This is a genomic window from Kocuria sp. HSID16901 (genome assembly GCF_003989425.1).
GTDB classification, from domain to species: Bacteria; Actinomycetota; Actinomycetes; order Actinomycetales; family Micrococcaceae; genus Rothia; species Rothia massiliensis.
Map to the genome: position 1 here is coordinate 292,149 of NZ_RBLM01000001.1, position 16,999 is coordinate 309,147.

21 protein-coding genes are annotated in these 16,999 nt (G+C 61.0%); all 21 read left to right on the plus strand.

Features of this window, described 5'->3' with window-relative positions:
* Positions 1 to 23 precede the first annotated feature (23 nt).
* Positions 24 to 1,226, plus strand: coding sequence for a thiolase family protein (locus tag D8M21_RS01375; protein WP_048682945.1), 1,203 nt, complete (start codon positions 24 to 26; stop codon positions 1,224 to 1,226).
* Positions 1,227 to 1,229: 3 nt separating this feature from the next.
* Entirely contained in the window at positions 1,230 to 1,916 is a 687-nt protein-coding gene (locus D8M21_RS01380; protein ID WP_048682941.1) for a 3-oxoacid CoA-transferase subunit A, read from the plus strand.
* Positions 1,913 to 2,614 (plus strand): 3-oxoacid CoA-transferase subunit B, encoded by a 702-nt coding sequence (locus tag D8M21_RS01385; protein ID WP_048682938.1) that lies wholly within the window; start codon positions 1,913 to 1,915, stop codon positions 2,612 to 2,614. Before D8M21_RS01380 ends, D8M21_RS01385 begins: the two co-directional genes overlap by 4 nt.
* Positions 2,611 to 3,396: an IclR family transcriptional regulator domain-containing protein gene (locus D8M21_RS01390; RefSeq protein ID WP_048682936.1), complete on the plus strand. Its 786-nt coding sequence runs from the start codon at positions 2,611 to 2,613 to the stop codon at positions 3,394 to 3,396. Before D8M21_RS01385 ends, D8M21_RS01390 begins: the two co-directional genes overlap by 4 nt.
* Positions 3,397 to 3,779: 383 nt before the next feature.
* Positions 3,780 to 4,154, plus strand: coding sequence for a 30S ribosomal protein S12 (gene rpsL / locus D8M21_RS01395; RefSeq protein ID WP_048683053.1), 375 nt, complete (start codon positions 3,780 to 3,782; stop codon positions 4,152 to 4,154).
* Complete coding sequence (gene rpsG / locus D8M21_RS01400) at positions 4,154 to 4,624, plus strand: 30S ribosomal protein S7 (RefSeq protein WP_030015050.1); 471 nt, start codon at positions 4,154 to 4,156, stop codon at positions 4,622 to 4,624. Before rpsL ends, rpsG begins: the two co-directional genes overlap by 1 nt.
* A 66-nt stretch (positions 4,625 to 4,690) precedes the next feature.
* Positions 4,691 to 6,805, plus strand: coding sequence for an elongation factor G (gene fusA / locus D8M21_RS01405; protein WP_048682933.1), 2,115 nt, complete (start codon positions 4,691 to 4,693; stop codon positions 6,803 to 6,805).
* A gap of 180 nt (positions 6,806 to 6,985) precedes the next feature.
* Entirely contained in the window at positions 6,986 to 8,176 is a 1,191-nt protein-coding gene (tuf, locus tag D8M21_RS01410) for an elongation factor Tu (RefSeq protein ID WP_048682929.1), read from the plus strand.
* 278 nt (positions 8,177 to 8,454) lie between these two features.
* A complete protein-coding gene (locus D8M21_RS01415) occupies positions 8,455 to 10,071 on the plus strand; it encodes an FAD-dependent oxidoreductase (protein WP_126855590.1) in 1,617 nt (538 codons plus the stop codon).
* A 53-nt stretch (positions 10,072 to 10,124) separates the two neighbouring features.
* Positions 10,125 to 10,718, plus strand: a complete 594-nt coding sequence (locus D8M21_RS01420) for a hypothetical protein (RefSeq protein WP_126855592.1) — start codon at positions 10,125 to 10,127, stop codon at positions 10,716 to 10,718.
* 486 nt (positions 10,719 to 11,204) lie between these two features.
* Complete coding sequence (gene rpsJ / locus D8M21_RS01425) at positions 11,205 to 11,513, plus strand: 30S ribosomal protein S10 (RefSeq protein WP_030015043.1); 309 nt, start codon at positions 11,205 to 11,207, stop codon at positions 11,511 to 11,513.
* A gap of 16 nt (positions 11,514 to 11,529) precedes the next feature.
* Positions 11,530 to 12,186, plus strand: coding sequence for a 50S ribosomal protein L3 (rplC, locus tag D8M21_RS01430; protein ID WP_048682754.1), 657 nt, complete (start codon positions 11,530 to 11,532; stop codon positions 12,184 to 12,186).
* Between the two features lie 5 nt (positions 12,187 to 12,191).
* A complete protein-coding gene (rplD, locus tag D8M21_RS01435) occupies positions 12,192 to 12,815 on the plus strand; it encodes a 50S ribosomal protein L4 (RefSeq protein ID WP_048682752.1) in 624 nt (207 codons plus the stop codon).
* The gene (rplW, locus tag D8M21_RS01440) at positions 12,812 to 13,114 is read left to right on the plus strand and encodes a 50S ribosomal protein L23 (RefSeq protein WP_048682749.1); all 303 of its coding nucleotides are present in this window, start codon (positions 12,812 to 12,814) and stop codon (positions 13,112 to 13,114) included. The genes rplD and rplW overlap by 4 nt, the downstream gene beginning before the upstream one ends.
* Before the next feature lie 34 nt (positions 13,115 to 13,148).
* Complete coding sequence (rplB, locus tag D8M21_RS01445) at positions 13,149 to 13,988, plus strand: 50S ribosomal protein L2 (protein WP_048682747.1); 840 nt, start codon at positions 13,149 to 13,151, stop codon at positions 13,986 to 13,988.
* 12 nt (positions 13,989 to 14,000) lie between these two features.
* Entirely contained in the window at positions 14,001 to 14,282 is a 282-nt protein-coding gene (gene rpsS / locus D8M21_RS01450; RefSeq protein ID WP_048682744.1) for a 30S ribosomal protein S19, read from the plus strand.
* Positions 14,283 to 14,340: 58 nt separating this feature from the next.
* Positions 14,341 to 14,706 (plus strand): 50S ribosomal protein L22, encoded by a 366-nt coding sequence (gene rplV / locus D8M21_RS01455; RefSeq protein WP_030015036.1) that lies wholly within the window; start codon positions 14,341 to 14,343, stop codon positions 14,704 to 14,706.
* Entirely contained in the window at positions 14,707 to 15,537 is an 831-nt protein-coding gene (rpsC, locus tag D8M21_RS01460; RefSeq protein WP_048682741.1) for a 30S ribosomal protein S3, read from the plus strand. It begins immediately after the preceding gene.
* Positions 15,538 to 15,954 carry a 50S ribosomal protein L16 gene (gene rplP, locus D8M21_RS01465; protein ID WP_030015032.1) on the plus strand — a complete coding sequence of 139 codons (417 nt, stop codon included), beginning with the start codon at positions 15,538 to 15,540 and terminating at the stop codon, positions 15,952 to 15,954. It begins immediately after the preceding gene.
* A gap of 2 nt (positions 15,955 to 15,956) precedes the next feature.
* Positions 15,957 to 16,283 carry a 50S ribosomal protein L29 gene (rpmC, locus tag D8M21_RS01470; protein WP_048682739.1) on the plus strand — a complete coding sequence of 109 codons (327 nt, stop codon included), beginning with the start codon at positions 15,957 to 15,959 and terminating at the stop codon, positions 16,281 to 16,283.
* The gene (rpsQ, locus tag D8M21_RS01475) at positions 16,280 to 16,552 is read left to right on the plus strand and encodes a 30S ribosomal protein S17 (protein WP_048682737.1); all 273 of its coding nucleotides are present in this window, start codon (positions 16,280 to 16,282) and stop codon (positions 16,550 to 16,552) included. The genes rpmC and rpsQ overlap by 4 nt, the downstream gene beginning before the upstream one ends.
* The last annotated feature ends 447 nt before the right edge of the window (positions 16,553 to 16,999 follow it).

Consider the following 16,999-nt stretch of genomic DNA (forward strand, 5'->3'; position numbering starts at 1 on the left):
CTGCGCTTACCAGGAGGAACCTCATGACCGACCCCACCGCAACATTCATCTACGACGCGGTCCGGACGCCCTTTGGGAAATATGGAGGCGCCCTGTCCGGGACTCGCCCCGATGACTTGGCGGCCTTTGTGGTGCGCCGGGTGGTCGAGCGCTCCGAGGCCCTCGACGCCGCGGAGGTTTCCGAGGTCATGCTCGGCAACGCCAACGGGGCGGGGGAGGAGAACCGCAATGTGGCCCGAATGGCGGCGCTCCTGGCCGGAATGCCGGTATCGACGCCGGGAACCACGATCAACCGACTTTGCGGCTCCTCATTGGACGCTGCGATGCAGGCGAGCCGATCCATTGCGGTTGGTGACGCCGAGATCGTCGTCGCCGGCGGCGTCGAATCAATGTCTCGAGCGCCATGGGTCCTGCCCAAAACGAGCAAGCCATTCCCGGCGGGGGACCTCAACCTGGCCTCGACCACGCTGGGGTGGCGGCTCGTGAACCCCAAGATGGAAGAGGACTGGACCGTGTCCTTGGGAGAGGCCACGGAACGCCTGGCGGAACGGTACGGCGTCGAGCGCGAGGACATGGACGAGTTCGCCGCGACCTCGCATCAGCGCACGGCCTCGGCCTGGGACGAGGGCTTCTACAACAACCTGGTCGAGCAGATGCCAGGGACCGACCTCGAACGTGATGAGTCGTTGCGACCGGGGAGCACCCCAGAGACTCTGGCCGGCCTCAAGACGGTCTTCCGCCGGGACGGCGGACGGGTCACCGCGGGAAACGCCTCGCCCCTCAACGACGGCGCGTCGGCTGTTCTGCTCGGCAACGAGAGGGCAGCAGATCGCATCGGGCGTGCGCCTATCGCCCGTCTGGCGGGGCGCGGGACCGCGGCCAACGAACCGCAATTTTTCGGATACGCGCCGGTCGAGGCGGCTGACCGCGCGCTCGAACAGGCGGGGATTGATTGGGGGCAGGTCGGGGCCGTCGAACTCAATGAGGCCTTCGCCGCACAATCCCTCGCGTGCATTCGTGCCTGGGACATCGATCCGGCGATCGTGAACCGCCACGGCGGGGCCATCGCGATCGGGCATCCCCTGGGTGCTTCCGGTACCCGCATTCTGGGCACGCTCGCGCGTTCTCTCCAGGCATCGGGACGGCGATGGGGCGTCGCGGCGATCTGCATCGGCGTCGGCCAGGGATTGGCCGTCGTCCTCGAAAACGTTGAAGGGAAGAACTGAACCATGACAGAGTTCGCGCAGACCGCGACCGAGGCCGTCCGACATATCGCCGATGGATCGACCGTGATGATCGGCGGATTTGGGGTGGCCGGGCAACCCGTGGAACTGATCGATGCGTTGATCGACCAGGGTGCACAGAACCTGACCGTGGTCAACAATAACGCCGGCAATGGGGACGTGGGCTTGGCCCGTTTAATTCAGCTCGGTCGCGTCAGCAAGGTCATTTGTTCCTTCCCCCGACAAAAAGACTCTTGGCACTTTGACGAAAAATACCGGGCCGGGGAGATCGAACTCGAGCTGGTGCCACAAGGCAACCTTGCCGAGAGAATTCGCGCGGCTGGGGCGGGAATCGGTGGTTTCTTCACGCCGACCGGCTACGGCACCCAACTCGCGGAAGGAAAAGAGACCCGAGAGATCGACGGCGTCCACTACGTCCTGGAGCAGCCCTTGCGGGCCGATTTCTCCCTGACCAAGGCGCAGACGAGCGACGGCGTCGGCAACCTGACCTATCGAAAGACCGCCCGGAACTTCGGGCCGATCATGGCCGCTGCCGCACAGCATTCCATCGTTCAGGTGGCCGAGAGGGTCGAGACCGGCCAAATGGATCCGGAAGCGGTCGTGACCCCGGGAATCTACGTGGATACCGTCGTCGCGATCGACTCCCAGACGCAGAAAGGTGACCAGGCATGAGCACGGTGACAGAGACTCCTCAGACGCGCGAGTCGGCCCTGACCCGCGATGACATGGCACAGATGGTGGCTCGTGACATCCCGACGGGGGCCTTCGTGAACCTCGGGATCGGCCAACCGACCAAGGTCTCCGATTACCTCGACGTCGACCAGGGAGTGACCCTCCACACTGAGAACGGCATGTTGGGCATGGGGCCGGAGGCTCATGGTGAAGATATTGACCCTGACCTGATCAACGCGGGCAAAATTCCGGTTCTGGAGACCCCGGGGACCTCGTATTTCCATCACGCGGATTCGTTCGCCATGATGCGCGGAGGCCACTTGGATATCTGCGTTCTGGGAGCCTTCCAGGTCGCGGCCAACGGCGACCTTGCCAACTGGTCCACCGGGGAGCCCAGCGCGATTCCCGCAGTCGGAGGGGCCATGGATCTGGCGATCGGCGCCAAACAGACGTTCGTCATGATGAACCTTCGATCCAAAGATGGTTCGGCCAAGTTCGTCCCGGAGTGCACCTTTCCGCGGACCGGGGTGGGGTGCGTGTCACGGGTCTACACGGAAGCGGCCGTCTTCGACATCGCCGCCGACGGCGTGCACGTGCGCGAGACCTTCGGTGTGAGTGTGGCGGAACTCGCCGAAGAGCTGGACGTCGAACTCCTGGGCCCCCTCGAAGGCGCCTCGGAAGAAGCTTCGGTTCGATGAGCGACGCCTTTGTGCAGTCGCTGGCCCGCGGGATCTCGGTTCTACGGGCCTTCGACGCCGAGCACGCCAGCATGTCGCTGTCTGAGGTGGCCCAGCGGACGAACCTTACACGGGCGACGGCCCGGAGGTTTCTGCACACCCTGGTCGACCTCGGCTACGTTCACCAGATCGACAAGGAATTCCGGCTGAGTCCTACTGTATTGAGCATCGGCTATTCCTACCTGTCGAGCCTCTCCCTGCCCGACCTGGCATACCCGCATCTCCGGGAACTCTCGGGCCGGATCGGCGAGTCGACGTCGATGTCGGTCTTGGAGGGCGACGACATCATCTACGTCGCCCGGGTCCACGCGCGCCGCATCATGCACGTGGCGATCAGCGTCGGGACGAGCTTTCCGGCCCACGCGACCTCTATGGGCCGCGTTCTTCTGAGCGGACTCTCCGAGGACCGCCTCGAGGAATACTTGGCCCGCCAGCGTCCGGAGAGCATTACGGACCGGACCATCACCGACGTTCAAGATCTGCGCACCCGCATCCGGCGTGCGCGGGAGCGGGGCTGGGAAATGGTCGATCAGGAGCTCGAGATGGGGCTTCGGTCCGTCGCCGCGCCGGTTAAGGACGCTAGAGGTGCGCACATTGCGGCCATCAACGTGTCCATGCGTGTTGGCACGGAGAATGCTCGCGCGGACACGATGGTCGAACGCATCGTTCCGCGCTTGGAAGAAACCGCCCGACGGATCGGGCATGCGTACCGATCAGGCGTTGGTCTCAGCGTCCATTCCTGAATCGTGGGCGTTGTGTGTGCCACATGCGTTCGCCAAGTCGCGGGATCTGGGGTATCGTTGCACGTGAAGTACTCAGTCTCAGTGCGAGTGTGCTGTGCGACGTGGCTCCAACCAGGATGTTGACGGTTTCTCTCCGTGCAATGTGGTTGGCGGAAACATCGCGGTACGCGTTCGGGACGGGCTTCAGAATCAATGGCAGGTATGGATACGGTCCTCTGACGCACATTTTTTATTTTTTGCGTCAAAATGCCATCAATTAACTGTGCCCATTTCCCAATACCGCTAGACCGGACATCAGTGCTCTCAGCGCGGCTCACACCGCACGAGGCATACATTTCAAGGTGACCCGCAAGGGTCGCCAAGATCAAACGGAGAACTCGAAATTGCCTACAATTCAGCAGCTGGTCCGCAAGGGTCGGACTCCCAAGGTCGTTAAGACCAAGGCGCCCGCTCTTAAGGGCAACCCTATGAAGCGCGGCGTCTGCACCCGCGTGTACACCACCACCCCCAAGAAGCCGAACTCCGCTCTGCGTAAGGTCGCCCGCGTCAAGCTCAACGGCGGCGTCGAGGTTACGGCATACATTCCGGGTGAGGGCCACAACCTCCAGGAGCACTCCATCGTGCTCGTTCGCGGTGGTCGTGTGAAGGACCTCCCCGGTGTTCGTTACCGCATCGTCCGTGGCGCGCTTGATACCCAGGGTGTCAAGAACCGTGGCCAGGCTCGTTCGCGCTACGGCGTCAAGAAGGAGAAGAAGTAATGCCTCGTAAGGGTCCCGCTCCCAAGCGTCCTCTCGTCGTCGATCCCGTTTACGGATCGCCGCTCGTGACGCAGCTGATCAACAAGGTCCTGCAGGACGGCAAGAAGTCCACCGCCGAGCGCATCGTTTACGGTGCCCTCGAGGGTGTCGCCCAGAAGACCGGCTCCGACGCCGTCACGACCCTCAAGAAGGCTATGGATAACATCAAGCCTTCCCTCGAGGTTCGTTCCCGCCGAGTTGGCGGTGCAACCTACCAGGTGCCGGTTGAGGTCCGTTCGGGCCGTTCGACCGCCCTGGCCCTGCGCTGGCTCGTGGGCTTCTCCAAGCTTCGCCGAGAGAAGACCATGACCGAGCGTCTGATGAACGAGATCATGGATGCTTCCAATGGTCTCGGTGCCGCTGTGAAGCGTCGCGAAGATACCCACAAGATGGCCGAGTCCAACAAGGCCTTCGCACACTATCGCTGGTAATTTCATCCTGTTGGCCCGCTCGATCCGGGCGGGCCTTCCGGTTGATCCACCTGAAAGGGACACATCGTGGCACTTGACGTGCTTACCGACCTGAACAAGGTCCGCAATATCGGCATCATGGCCCACATCGATGCCGGCAAGACCACCACTACCGAACGCATCCTGTACTACACCGGTATCAACCACAAGATCGGTGAGACCCACGACGGTGCATCCACGATGGACTGGATGGCCCAGGAACAGGAACGCGGCATCACGATTACCTCCGCCGCGACCACGTGCTTCTGGAAGAACAACCAGATCAACATCATCGATACTCCGGGCCACGTCGACTTCACCGTCGAGGTGGAGCGTTCGTTGCGCGTGCTCGACGGCGCCGTTGCTGTGTTTGACGGCAAGGAAGGCGTTGAGCCGCAGTCCGAGACGGTGTGGCGTCAGGCGGACAAGTACGAGGTTCCCCGCATTTGCTTCGTCAACAAGATGGACAAGCTCGGTGCGGATTTCTACTTCACCGTTGACACCATCGTTAAGCGTCTCGGCGCGACCCCGATCGTCATGCAGCTGCCCATCGGTGCAGAGAATGACTTCGTCGGCGTCGTCGACCTGCTTGAGATGAAGGCTTACGTCTGGCACGGCGATGCCAAGGGCGACGTCACGCTCGGCCAGAGCTACGAGACCCAGGAGATCCCCGCGGACCTCCAGGAGCGTGCCGAAGAGTACCGTAACCAGCTCGTGGAGCAGGTTGCTGAGTCCTCTGAGGAACTCATGGAGAAGTACCTCGAAGGTGAAGAGCTGACCATCGACGAACTCAAGGCTGGCATCCGCCAGTTGACCGTCGATAACGCTGCTTACCCGGTCTTCTGTGGTTCGGCGTTCAAGAACCGCGGCGTTCAGCCGATGCTCGACGCCGTGATCGACTACTTGCCTTCGCCGCTCGATGTGCCCCCGATGGTCGGTCACGACCCCAAGGACGAAGAGGTCGAGTTGACCCGTCGCCCCGCGAAGGACGAGCCGTTCTCCGCGTTGGCGTTCAAGGTTGCCGCTCACCCGTTCTACGGCCAGTTGACCTACATCCGCGTGTACTCCGGTACGGCCTCCTCGGGTCAGCAGGTGCTCAACTCGACCAAGCAGCGTCGTGAGCGCATCGGCAAGCTCTTCCAGATGCACTCCAACAAGGAGAATCCGGTTGAGGAGATCCAGGCGGGTCACATCTACGCCGCGATTGGTCTCAAGGAGACCACGACCGGTGACACCCTGTCGGATCAGGCGAACCCGATCGTCCTCGAGTCGATGACCTTCCCCAAGCCCGTGATCTTCGTTGCCATTGAGCCGAAGACCAAGAGCGACCAGGAGAAGCTGTCGACGGCTATCCAGAAGCTGTCCGCTGAGGACCCGACCTTCACGGTCAACCTCAACGACGAGACCGGTCAGACTGAGATCGGCGGTATGGGCGAGCTTCACCTCGACGTCCTCGTGGATCGCATGAAGCGCGAATTCCGCGTGGAGGCGAACGTGGGTAAGCCGCAGGTGGCTTACCGCGAGACCATCAAGAAGGCCGTCGAGAAGGTTGACTACACCCACAAGAAGCAGACCGGTGGTTCCGGTCAGTTCGCTAAGGTGCAGATGAACTTCGAGCCGATCGCGCTCGACGCCGAAGAACTCTACGAGTTCGAGGATAAGATCACCGGCGGCCGCGTGCCCCGTGAATACATCCCGTCGGTGGATGCCGGCATCCAGGATGCGATGCAGCTCGGCATTCTCGCGGGATACCCCGTGGTTGGTGTGAAGGCCACCCTGGTGGACGGCGCCTACCACGACGTCGACTCCTCCGAAATGGCCTTCAAGATCGCCGGTTCGATGGTATTCAAGGAAGGCGCACGCCGCGCCAACCCGGTACTGCTCGAGCCGTTGATGGCCGTCGAGGTTCGTACTCCGGAGGAGTACATGGGTGACGTCATCGGCGACTTGAATTCGCGCCGTGGCCACATCCAGTCCATGGAAGACGTCGCCGGCGTGAAGCTGGTCTCGGCTCTCGTTCCGCTGTCCGAAATGTTCGGCTACATCGGTGACCTGCGTTCCAAGACGCAGGGTCGTGCGGTGTACTCGATGACCTTCGACAGCTACTCCGAGGTTCCGAAGGCCGTCGCCGACGAAATCATCCAGAAGAGCCGCGGAGAGTAATTCCCCGCATGGCGGCTCTTCTGGGCCGCTGACCTAATCCATTCAATACAGCCTCGGAAGCTTGCGCTGGTTTTCGTACGGGAAGTCTTTTCCGTTATTGTTGACCAGGAATCCGTCTTCAACCACGGACTGCGCAGAAAGCCAGCGCAAGTTTCCATCAAACGTTCTAGGAGGAACATAGTGGCTAAGGCAAAGTTCGAGCGCTCCAAGCCGCACGTCAACATCGGTACCATCGGTCACGTTGACCACGGTAAGACCACGTTGACTGCTGCCATCTCGCAGGTTCTGGCGAACAAATTCCCGGACCTCAACGAGAAGAAGGACTTCGGTATGATCGACTCCGCTCCTGAGGAGCGGCAGCGCGGTATTACCATCAACATTGCTCACATTGAGTACCAGACCGACAAGCGTCACTACGCACACGTTGACGCCCCCGGGCACGCTGACTACGTCAAGAACATGATCACCGGTGCTGCCCAGATGGACGGCGCTATCCTCGTGGTCGCCGCCACCGACGGCCCCATGGCCCAGACTCGCGAGCACGTCCTGCTCGCTCGCCAGGTTGGCGTTCCCTCCCTCCTCGTCGCGCTGAACAAGTCCGACATGGTTGAGGACGAGGAACTGCTCGACTTGGTCGAGATGGAGGTTCGCGAACTGCTGTCCTCGCAGGAGTTCGACGGCGACAACGCCCCCGTCATCCGCGTGTCCGCTCTCAAGGCCCTCGAGGGCGACGAGAAGTGGGTCAAGTCGGTTGAGGACCTCATGGAGGCCGTGGACGAGTTCATCCCGGATCCGGTTCGCGACAAGGACAAGCCCTTCCTCATGCCGATCGAGGACGTCTTCACGATTACCGGCCGCGGCACCGTCGTGACCGGCCGTGCAGAGCGCGGTACCCTGAAGCTCAACTCGGATGTCGAGATCATCGGTATCCGCGACCTTCAGAAGACCACCGTGACCGGTATCGAGATGTTCCACAAGCAGTTGGACGAGGCCTGGGCCGGAGAGAACTGTGGTCTGCTCCTTCGTGGCCTCAAGCGCGACGACGTCGAGCGTGGACAGGTTGTTGCAGCCCCCGGCTCGATCACCCCGCACACCAACTTCGAGGCGAACGTCTACATCCTCTCGAAGGATGAGGGTGGCCGTCACAACCCGTTCTACTCGAACTACCGTCCGCAGTTCTACTTCCGCACCACGGACGTTACCGGCGTTATCACTCTGCCCGAGGGCACCGAGATGGTTATGCCCGGCGACAACACCGAGATGAGCGTTGAGCTGATCCAGCCCATCGCTATGGAAGAGGGCCTCGGCTTCGCTATCCGTGAGGGTGGCCGCACCGTTGGTTCGGGTCGCGTCACCAAGATCACCAAGTAGTCATATCTGGTGATTTCGACGTGGGAATGATCACTCGTTCCTGACGTCAAACCCTAAAGGGCCCCGGCTATGCCGGGGCCCTTTTGCGTACTCAGAGGCGCATTATTGTCGACCTCAAGCGACGTGACATCCCGGTCTGGGGGACCCGCGGCCGCTTCGTCGCTGGAACCTGAGAGTATTCTTGAAAGTATAAAGTCCAAATTTGAACAAGAACCCGTTGGGGGATCTTTCCCTCAACGCGGGTCGGTCTAGGCACAGTAGTCAAGAAAGTAGCCGAAGTGTCCCCGTCAGTCTCTCGCCGAACATTTGTCACTGCCTCATTAGCCACCGGTGCCGCGGTAGCTGTCGGTTCGGAGGCGAGTCCAGCGCTAGCTGCGCCGCCCGCCGAAGTTCGGAGTGGCCCGCGCATTGCGGTCATCGGTTCGGGGTATGGCGGGGCCGTCGCAGCCCGAAGTCTTGCCGAAGCGGGGCGTCGGGTTGATCTCATTGAAATGGGCGCGGACTGGGAAGCCATGTCGAGTTCTTCCGGTCCGGTCTTTCCGGGTATGCGCTCACCCAATGAACGGTCGATGTGGTTTAAGAATCGAACGGATATGCCGTTCAGCTACTTGGGCGGCCTGGACATTATCAACCGTCCCATCAGGCGTGCCGCCGGCGTTCTCGATATCGAAACCTTTGCCGGAATCAAGGTGTACCTGGGGCGGGGCGTCGGGGGTGGGTCGCTGGTCAACGGCGGCATGGCCGTGACGCCGTCGCGCTCCTTCTTCGAAAAGGTGCTTCCGTCGGTCGATGCCGCGGAGATGTATGACACCTATTTCCCGCGGGCTCGGCAACAGCTGCTCGTCACCGAGCCGCCTTTGGACATCGTGATGAACTCTCCGTGGTACCAATTTGCGCGGGTCAGTGCGCTGCAGGCCAAGAAAGTGGGGTACCGACACCAACTGGTCCCCAATGTCTACGATTTCGACTACCTGCGTAAGGAAACGTTCAAGCAGGTTCCGCGCTCTGCCCTCGTTGGTGAGGTGATGTTTGGGAATAACTACGGCAAACGATCGTTGCCCAAATCTATTCTCCGGACGGCGTTGGCAACGAACAGAGTGAACCTCATTCCTATGACGGAGGTGACGCAGCTATCCCAGCGCCCGGATGGAACCTTTGAGCTTTCACTGCGAACCATTGACTTCTGGGGCAAAGAAACAGAGCGGCGGACGGCGGTCTACGACCGCGTCGTGCTCGCCGCCGGTTCTGAGGGGACGTCTCGTTTGCTGCTCAAGGCCAAGCGTTACGGCACGGTGAAGGGTCTGCCGGATGCGATTGGCCAGTACTGGGGCCCCAACGGCAATGTGATGCTGGCTCGGCGGATGTGGGGATACCCCACGGGCATGCATCAATCGACGATTCCTGTCCTGGGCGTGAGCAACTGGGATGACTCGGAACGATCCGTCTTCGCTGAAATCGCGCCGTTCCCCACCGGCATCGAGCTGCATACCGGCGTGTACTTGGCTATCACCAACAACCCCAACACAGGGAAATTCACGTGGGATGACCAGCGGAGAAATGTGCACCTCGACTGGGGGCCGAGTCACGCGAAACCAGGGGTCGACGCCGTTCGGGCATTCTTTGACCCGATCAACAGAGCACATTCGGGTACTGCGTACCGCGCCGATGTCTTCGAACGTCGGCAGCAATTCGCCGACTACTTCACGTACCACCCGCTTGGCGGGGCCGTGCTGGGGGAGGCCACGGATCTTTCGGGCGAGGTTAAAGGCGTACCAGGGCTATTCGTCATGGACGGTTCGTTGATCCCGGCGAAGATCGGTGTCAACCCCTTCGTCACCATCACGGCATTGGCCGAACGCAATATGGACCGGCTCATTGCGGGCCACCGATTCTAGGAGCACCACGAATAATGCAAGATCTTGTCACCACCCGGCGGCACCATGGCACGGTGAAGAGAGCACTTCTCTGGGCGGCACCGGTCGTTGCGGCATCCACGATGATTCCGGCCGTAGCGGCCAGCGCACAGCCTGGGCGGGTTCGGTTTATCGTCGCTGACCCCTCCGTGAACTTCGGAACGTTTAGACCGGAATGGGATGTGCCGGTGTATCGATTCGCTTCAGGTAATGCGCAACGCACCAAAGCGTCCCTTCCGTCGTCGTTCATCATCCGCAACGACGGTTCGGTCCCGGCGGAGAACCCCACAGGCCAATTGACTCTCACCATGCGGGACTATGACACGGACTATGCACCGGTGGGAGCTAACCAGATGAAGGTGACTTCTCCGTCGAGTGCGGTGAGTATTCGGGAAGAGCGAACGCCGATCGGATCCCGTGAAGGCTCACGGTTTAGGGTTTCTTACCGGGGGATCATCCAACCGGGACAAAGTGTGAACGCTCCGTTGCGATACTTCGTGAACCCGCCATTTCGCAACGTCACCTTCAACCTCTTGGTCTCCGCGCTGGCTGATTCACCTGGAGGCGAGGTGCCGGGGGAGCGAAGCGAACGCATGGGCCACGTGCCAGGCTTTGGTGGATGGCTCTAAGGAGCCTTGTTCTCGTTGACGGTTACCCGACGTCCGTGCGGGGCAGGCGATCACGCAGGCCTCGTGCGGACATCTCGCCTATCAGGCGAAACGTGCATGTGTCTCTGACCACTTCGTGAATTATGGGTTGCCAAGACTTTGCGGCCTCTGGCAAGATAGAGGACGTTGTTCAAGCGCTTGTTGGCGTTGAATTGCCCGAATAGGCCTCATGGGCCGCCCGGGCGATCCGCACAAGCCCAAAATGACCCGGTCCGAAAGCTCAACGGCAGTCTGCGCGAACAAAGCGCGACACGCCCGAGTACGGGGGTCGGTGCTTCTGCGAATTGAGGAACCCGGGAATGCCGGATTCAGTTCGTGTGAGGCGGCGCCGGAAATTCAGGATAAATCCGCAACGGCGGATACCTGAGTGACTGCCTGAAGACGCCATACAGAGGAGCCCTTGAGGTTCCTACACAGGGAAGTACTTGAAGAAAGAGAGTCCGACAGATGGCGGGACAGAAAATCCGCATCCGGCTGAAGTCGTATGACCACGAGGTCATCGATTCTTCGGCCCGGAAGATTGTTGAGACGGTGACGCGTGCAGGCGCGACGGTTGTTGGCCCCGTGCCGCTGCCCACCGAGAAGAACGTGTACTGCGTGATCCGCTCGCCGCACAAGTATAAGGACAGCCGCGAGCACTTTGAGATGCGTACGCACAAGCGGCTGATCGACATCGTCGACCCCACGCCCAAGGCAGTTGACTCGCTCATGCGCCTGGACCTGCCGGCAGACGTGAACATCGAAATCAAGCTGTAAAGAGGATCGCATCCCAATGACTACCAAATTCGAGCGCCAGGTGAAGGGCCTGCTGGGCACCAAGCTTGGCATGACCCAGGTCTGGGACGAGAACGGCAAATTTGTGCCGGTTACCGTCGTCAAGGCCGATTCCAATGTCGTCACCCAGCTGCGCGGCCAAGAGTCCGACGGCTACAACGCTGTCCAGATCGGCTATGGTGCGATCGACCCCCGCAAGGTCACCAAGCCCATGGCCGGACACTTCGAGAAGGCCGGGACCACCCCGCGTCGTCACCTCGTCGAAATCCGCACCTCTGACTCCGCTGAGTACTCCCTCGGACAGGAACTGTCCGTCGAGATCTTCGAGGTCGGCCAGCGTGTCGACGTCGTGGGCAAGACCAAGGGCAAGGGCTTTGCCGGTGTTATGAAGCGTCACGGCTTCAAGGGCGTCAGTGCTTCGCACGGTGCGCACAAGAACCACCGCAAGCCGGGTTCCATCGGCGGCGCGTCCTATCCTGCTCGCGTGTTCAAGGGAATGCGCATGGCGGGACGTATGGGCAACAACCGTCACACCACCCAGAACCTCACGATTCAGGGTGTCGATACCGAGAACAACGTTCTGCTGATCAAGGGCGCCATCCCCGGCCCCAAGAATGGCGTGGTTCTGGTTCGCACCGCTGTGAAGGGAGCCTAACTCCAATGGCTACTGAAACCGTTAAGGTCGACCTGCCGGCCGATGTCTTCGGTGTTGAGCCCAATGAGGCGTTGATGCACCAGGTCGTCATCGCCCAGTTGGCCGCTGCCCGCCAGGGTACGCACAAGGCGAAGAACCGCGGCGAGGTCGCTGGTTCGGGCCGCAAGCCGTTCAAGCAGAAGGGCACCGGCCGTGCCCGTCAGGGTTCGGTCCGTATGCCGCAGCACACCGGCGGTGGCGTCGTTCACGGCCCCGTGCCGCGTGACTACTCGCAGCGCACCCCCAAGAAGATGAAGGCCGCGGCTCTCCGCGGTGCTCTCTCCGATCGCGCGAACCACGGCCGCATCCATGTGGTCAGCTCGCTCGTCGAGGAGATCTCCACCAAGGCAGCCAAGGCAGCCCTGAGGGACCTCACCTCTCGCAATAAGGTGCTGGTGGTTATCGACCGCAAGGAAGATAACGTCGCCCTGTCCGTCCGCAACCTCGAGTTTGCCCACGTACTGTACGCCGATCAGCTCAACACTTACGACGTGTTGCGCGCCGACGACGTGGTCTTCACCAAGGATGCGTACGACGTATTTGTGGCATTCGCCAGCAAGGCTGGAAAGAACCAGGAGGACGCCAAGTGAGCGCCACCATCAAGGATCCCCGCGACGTCATCATTGCGCCTGTCGTTTCGGAGAAGAGCTACGGGTTGATCGACGAAGGTAAGTACACCTTCGAGGTCGATACCCGTTCGAATAAGTCGGAAATCAAGGATGCCGTGGAGCGTATCTTCGGCGTCAAGGTTTCGACCGTCAACACCATCAACCGTGCCGGCAAGCGGAAGCGCACGCGCTTCGGCTGGGGCTCCCGCAAGAACACCAAGCGTGCGATTGTGACCCTGCGCGAAGGCACCATCGATATCTTCGGCGGTCCGCAGGCCTAGCGCCGCGGAGACCACTTTAACGAGGAACTAAATTATGGCTATCCGTAAATACAAGCCGACAACGCCGGGCCGTCGCGGTTCGAGCGTTGCCGACTTTGCAGAAATCACGCGTGCGACTCCCGAAAAGTCGTTGATCCGCCCGCTCTCTAAGACCGGTGGACGCAACAACAGCGGTCGCATCACTACCCGTCACAAGGGCGGCGGACACAAGCGGGCCTACCGTTTGATCGATTTCCGTCGTCACGACAAGGACGGCGTGAATGCTCGCGTCGCACACATCGAATACGATCCCAACCGCACGGCGCGCATCGCGCTCCTGCACTATGTCGATGGCGCTAAGCGTTACATCGTTGCCCCGAATCGCTTGAAGCAGGGCGACGTCGTCGAATCCGGTCCGAATGCGGATATCAAGCCCGGCAATAACTTGCCGTTGCGGAATATCCCCGTCGGTACCGTGATCCACGCCGTTGAACTGCGTCCCGGTGGCGGTGCCAAGTTGGCTCGCTCCGCAGGCGCTTCCGTGCAGCTCGTTGCTAAGGAAGGCAAGTACGGCCAGCTCCGTTTGCCCTCCGGCGAGATCCGCAACGTTGACGTTCGTTGCCGCGCGACGATTGGCGAGGTCGGCAACGCCGAGCAGACCAACATCAACTGGGGCAAGGCCGGCCGTAACCGCTGGAAGGGCATCCGCCCGACCGTCCGCGGTGTCGTCATGAACCCCGTCGATCACCCCCACGGTGGTGGCGAGGGCAAGACGTCCGGTGGTCGTCACCCCGTCAACCCGAACGGCAAGCCCGAGGGACGCACCCGTCGCCCCAACAAGGAAAGCGACAAGCTCATTGTGCGTCGTCGTCGTACTGGCAAGAACAAGCGCTAAGGAGCCTGAAACATGCCTCGTAGTTTGAAAAAGGGCCCTTTCGTCGACCAGCACCTCTTCCTGAAGGTAGCCGCTCAGAACGATAAGGGCAGCAAGAACGTCATCAAGACGTGGTCCCGTCGCTCGATGATCATCCCCGACATGCTCGGGCACACGATTGCCGTGCATGACGGACGCAAGCACGTCCCCGTGTTCATCACCGAGTCGATGGTCGGGCACAAGCTCGGCGAATTCGCTCCCACGCGGACTTTCCGCGGCCATGTGAAGGACGACCGCAAGGGTAAGCGTCGCTAAGTCGGGAAACCGACTAGCAACGTTCACTCTTCGGCATAAGACGAAAGAGAGATAGGCAATGGAAGCCAAGGCATCTGCGCGCTACGTTCGCGTGACGCCTATGAAGGCCCGGCGCGTCGTCAACCTGATTCGTGGCAAGCAGGCGAATGAGGCACTGGCGATTCTGAAGTTTGCCCCGCAGGGCGCTTCGGAACCGGTCTTCAAGATCGTCGAGTCGGCTGTGGCAAATGCCCGCCAGCTCGCGGATCGCGACAGCGTCGCTTACAAAGAAGAAGAACTCTTCATCAGCGAAGCGTACGTGGACGAAGGCCCGACCATGAAGCGGTTCCAGCCGCGTGCTCAGGGTCGTGCATACCGCATCAACAAGCGAACCAGCCACATCACCGTGGTGCTCGCTACCCCGGAGAACGAGGAGGACCGCTAAGTGGGACAGAAAATCAACCCGCACGGATTCCGACTGGGGATCACCACGGACCACAAGTCACACTGGTTCGCTGACTCCAACAAGGAAGGCCAGCGCTACAAGGACTTCATCCGCGAGGACGTGAAGATCCGTGAACTCATGTCGAACGGCATGGAGCGCGCCGGCATCGCCAACGTCGAGATCGAGCGTACCCGTGACCGTGTCCGTGTGGATATCCACACCGCACGCCCCGGTATCGTCATCGGCCGCCGTGGCGCCGAAGCTGATCGCATCCGCGGCGAGCTCGAGAAGCTCACCGGCAAGCAGATCCAGCTGAACATCCTCGAGGTCTCGAACCCCGAGGTCAACGCCCAGCTCGTAGCTCAGGGTGTTGCGGAGCAGCTCGCTTCGCGTGTGGCTTTCCGCCGCGCGATGAAGAAGGCCATCCAGTCCGCAGAGCGGGCCGGAGCCAAGGGCATCCGTATTCAGTGCTCGGGTCGTCTTGGCGGCGCCGAAATGTCCCGCTCGGAGTTCTACCGAGAGGGTCGCGTGCCGCTGCACACCCTTCGCGCCAACATCGATTACGGCTTCTTCGAGGCCAAGACCACCTTCGGTCGCATCGGTGTCAAGGTGTGGATCTACAAGGGTGACTTGACCGATAAGGAACTTGCTGCTCAGCAGGCCGCGCAGGGTAACCGCCGCGGTAACAACGATCGCCGCCCCGGTGGTGGCGAGCGTCGTCGTCGTAACGCCGGTGGAGCCGGTCGTCGCGGTGGACGCAACGAGCAGCAGAATGGCGCTTCGGAAGCTCCGGCGGCCGAAGCCAAGACTGCAGAAAACGGTGAGGCATAAATGCTGATTCCCCGTCGCGTAAAATACCGCAAGCAGCACCACCCGAAGCGTAGCGGCGTCGCCAAGGGCGGCACCACCGTGACCTTCGGTGACTGGGGCGTTCAGGCGTTGGCACCCGCGTATGTGACCAACCGCCAGATCGAGGCTGCTCGTATCGCCATGACTCGCTACATCAAGCGTGGCGGTAAGGTCTGGATCAACATCTTCCCGGACCGCCCGCTGACCAAGAAGCCTGCCGAAACCCGCATGGGTTCCGGTAAGGGTTCCCCCGAGTGGTGGGTCGCCAACGTCAAGCCCGGTCGCGTTGTCTTTGAACTGGGTGGCGTCAGCGACGAAGTCGCTAAAGAGGCGCTTCGCCTGGCAATCCACAAGCTCCCCATGAAGGCACGCATCGTGCGTCGCGAAGGTGGTGAATAGAAATGGCAGTAGGATCCAAGGATCTCTCGATCGATCAGCTCGCTGAGCTGGATAACGGGGCCCTCACCGAGAAGCTGCGTTCGTCCAAGGAAGAGTTGTTCAACCTCCGTTTCCAAAAGGCCACGGGGCAACTCCAGAATGCAGGTCGCTTCGCGGCTGTCAAGCGCGATATCGCACGCATCTACACGGTGCTGCGTGAGCGTGAATTGGGCATCCGCCCCGAGGCAACGCCCGCCGGTGACGCCTCTGACAAGAAGGCCGATAAGAAGGCTGCAAAGGCAGCGAAGAAGGCCGAGAAGGCTAGCGCTACCGAAGGTGATGCCAAGTGAGTGAACAGAAGACGGAAGAGCGTAATCTCCGCAAGACCCGTCGCGGCTTCGTCGTGTCCGACAAAATGGACAAGACGGTCGTCGTCGAGGTGGAAGATCACGTCAAGCACGGCCTGTACGGCAAGGTCATGCGTCGCAGCAACAAAGTGAAGGCGCACGACGAGCAGAACACCGCCGGTGTTGGTGACTTCGTGCGCATCATGGAGACCCGACCCCTGTCGGCTTCCAAGCGCTGGCGCATCGTCGAGATCTTGGAGCGCGCTAAGTAAAAAGCGAGCTGTGATCTCATGATCAAAGGCCCCTTCCCGTCACTCGGGGAGGGGCCTTTGTGTGCCCTTCTGCGTGCACAACGGCTGGTGAGATCAGGCCGTACGAATGCATGAGCAGAGTCACTAGTGGTAGGCCAAGGGCCCCTATGCCATGGGCAAATTGCGTGGTAAAGTATTGACCTTGTGTGGACTTTTCGTGCCCACTGTGCGTTGCCTCGTGCGACGTCATGTGGAGCGAAATTCGCACATGTTCCACGGAATTCTTCCGTGCCAGTGCATAATGACGCGGGCATGAGCCATGGATGGCAAAGTAGCCGGCGGTTCACGATGTTCCTGGCATGAAGAATTCCTAGGCGTACCGCTGACCCTCGATCACCTAGCCAGGCAGTGCCTCACTGGGTGACGACACGGGGAAACGGTGCGTCATCAACCCCGACCAGCTGTTCC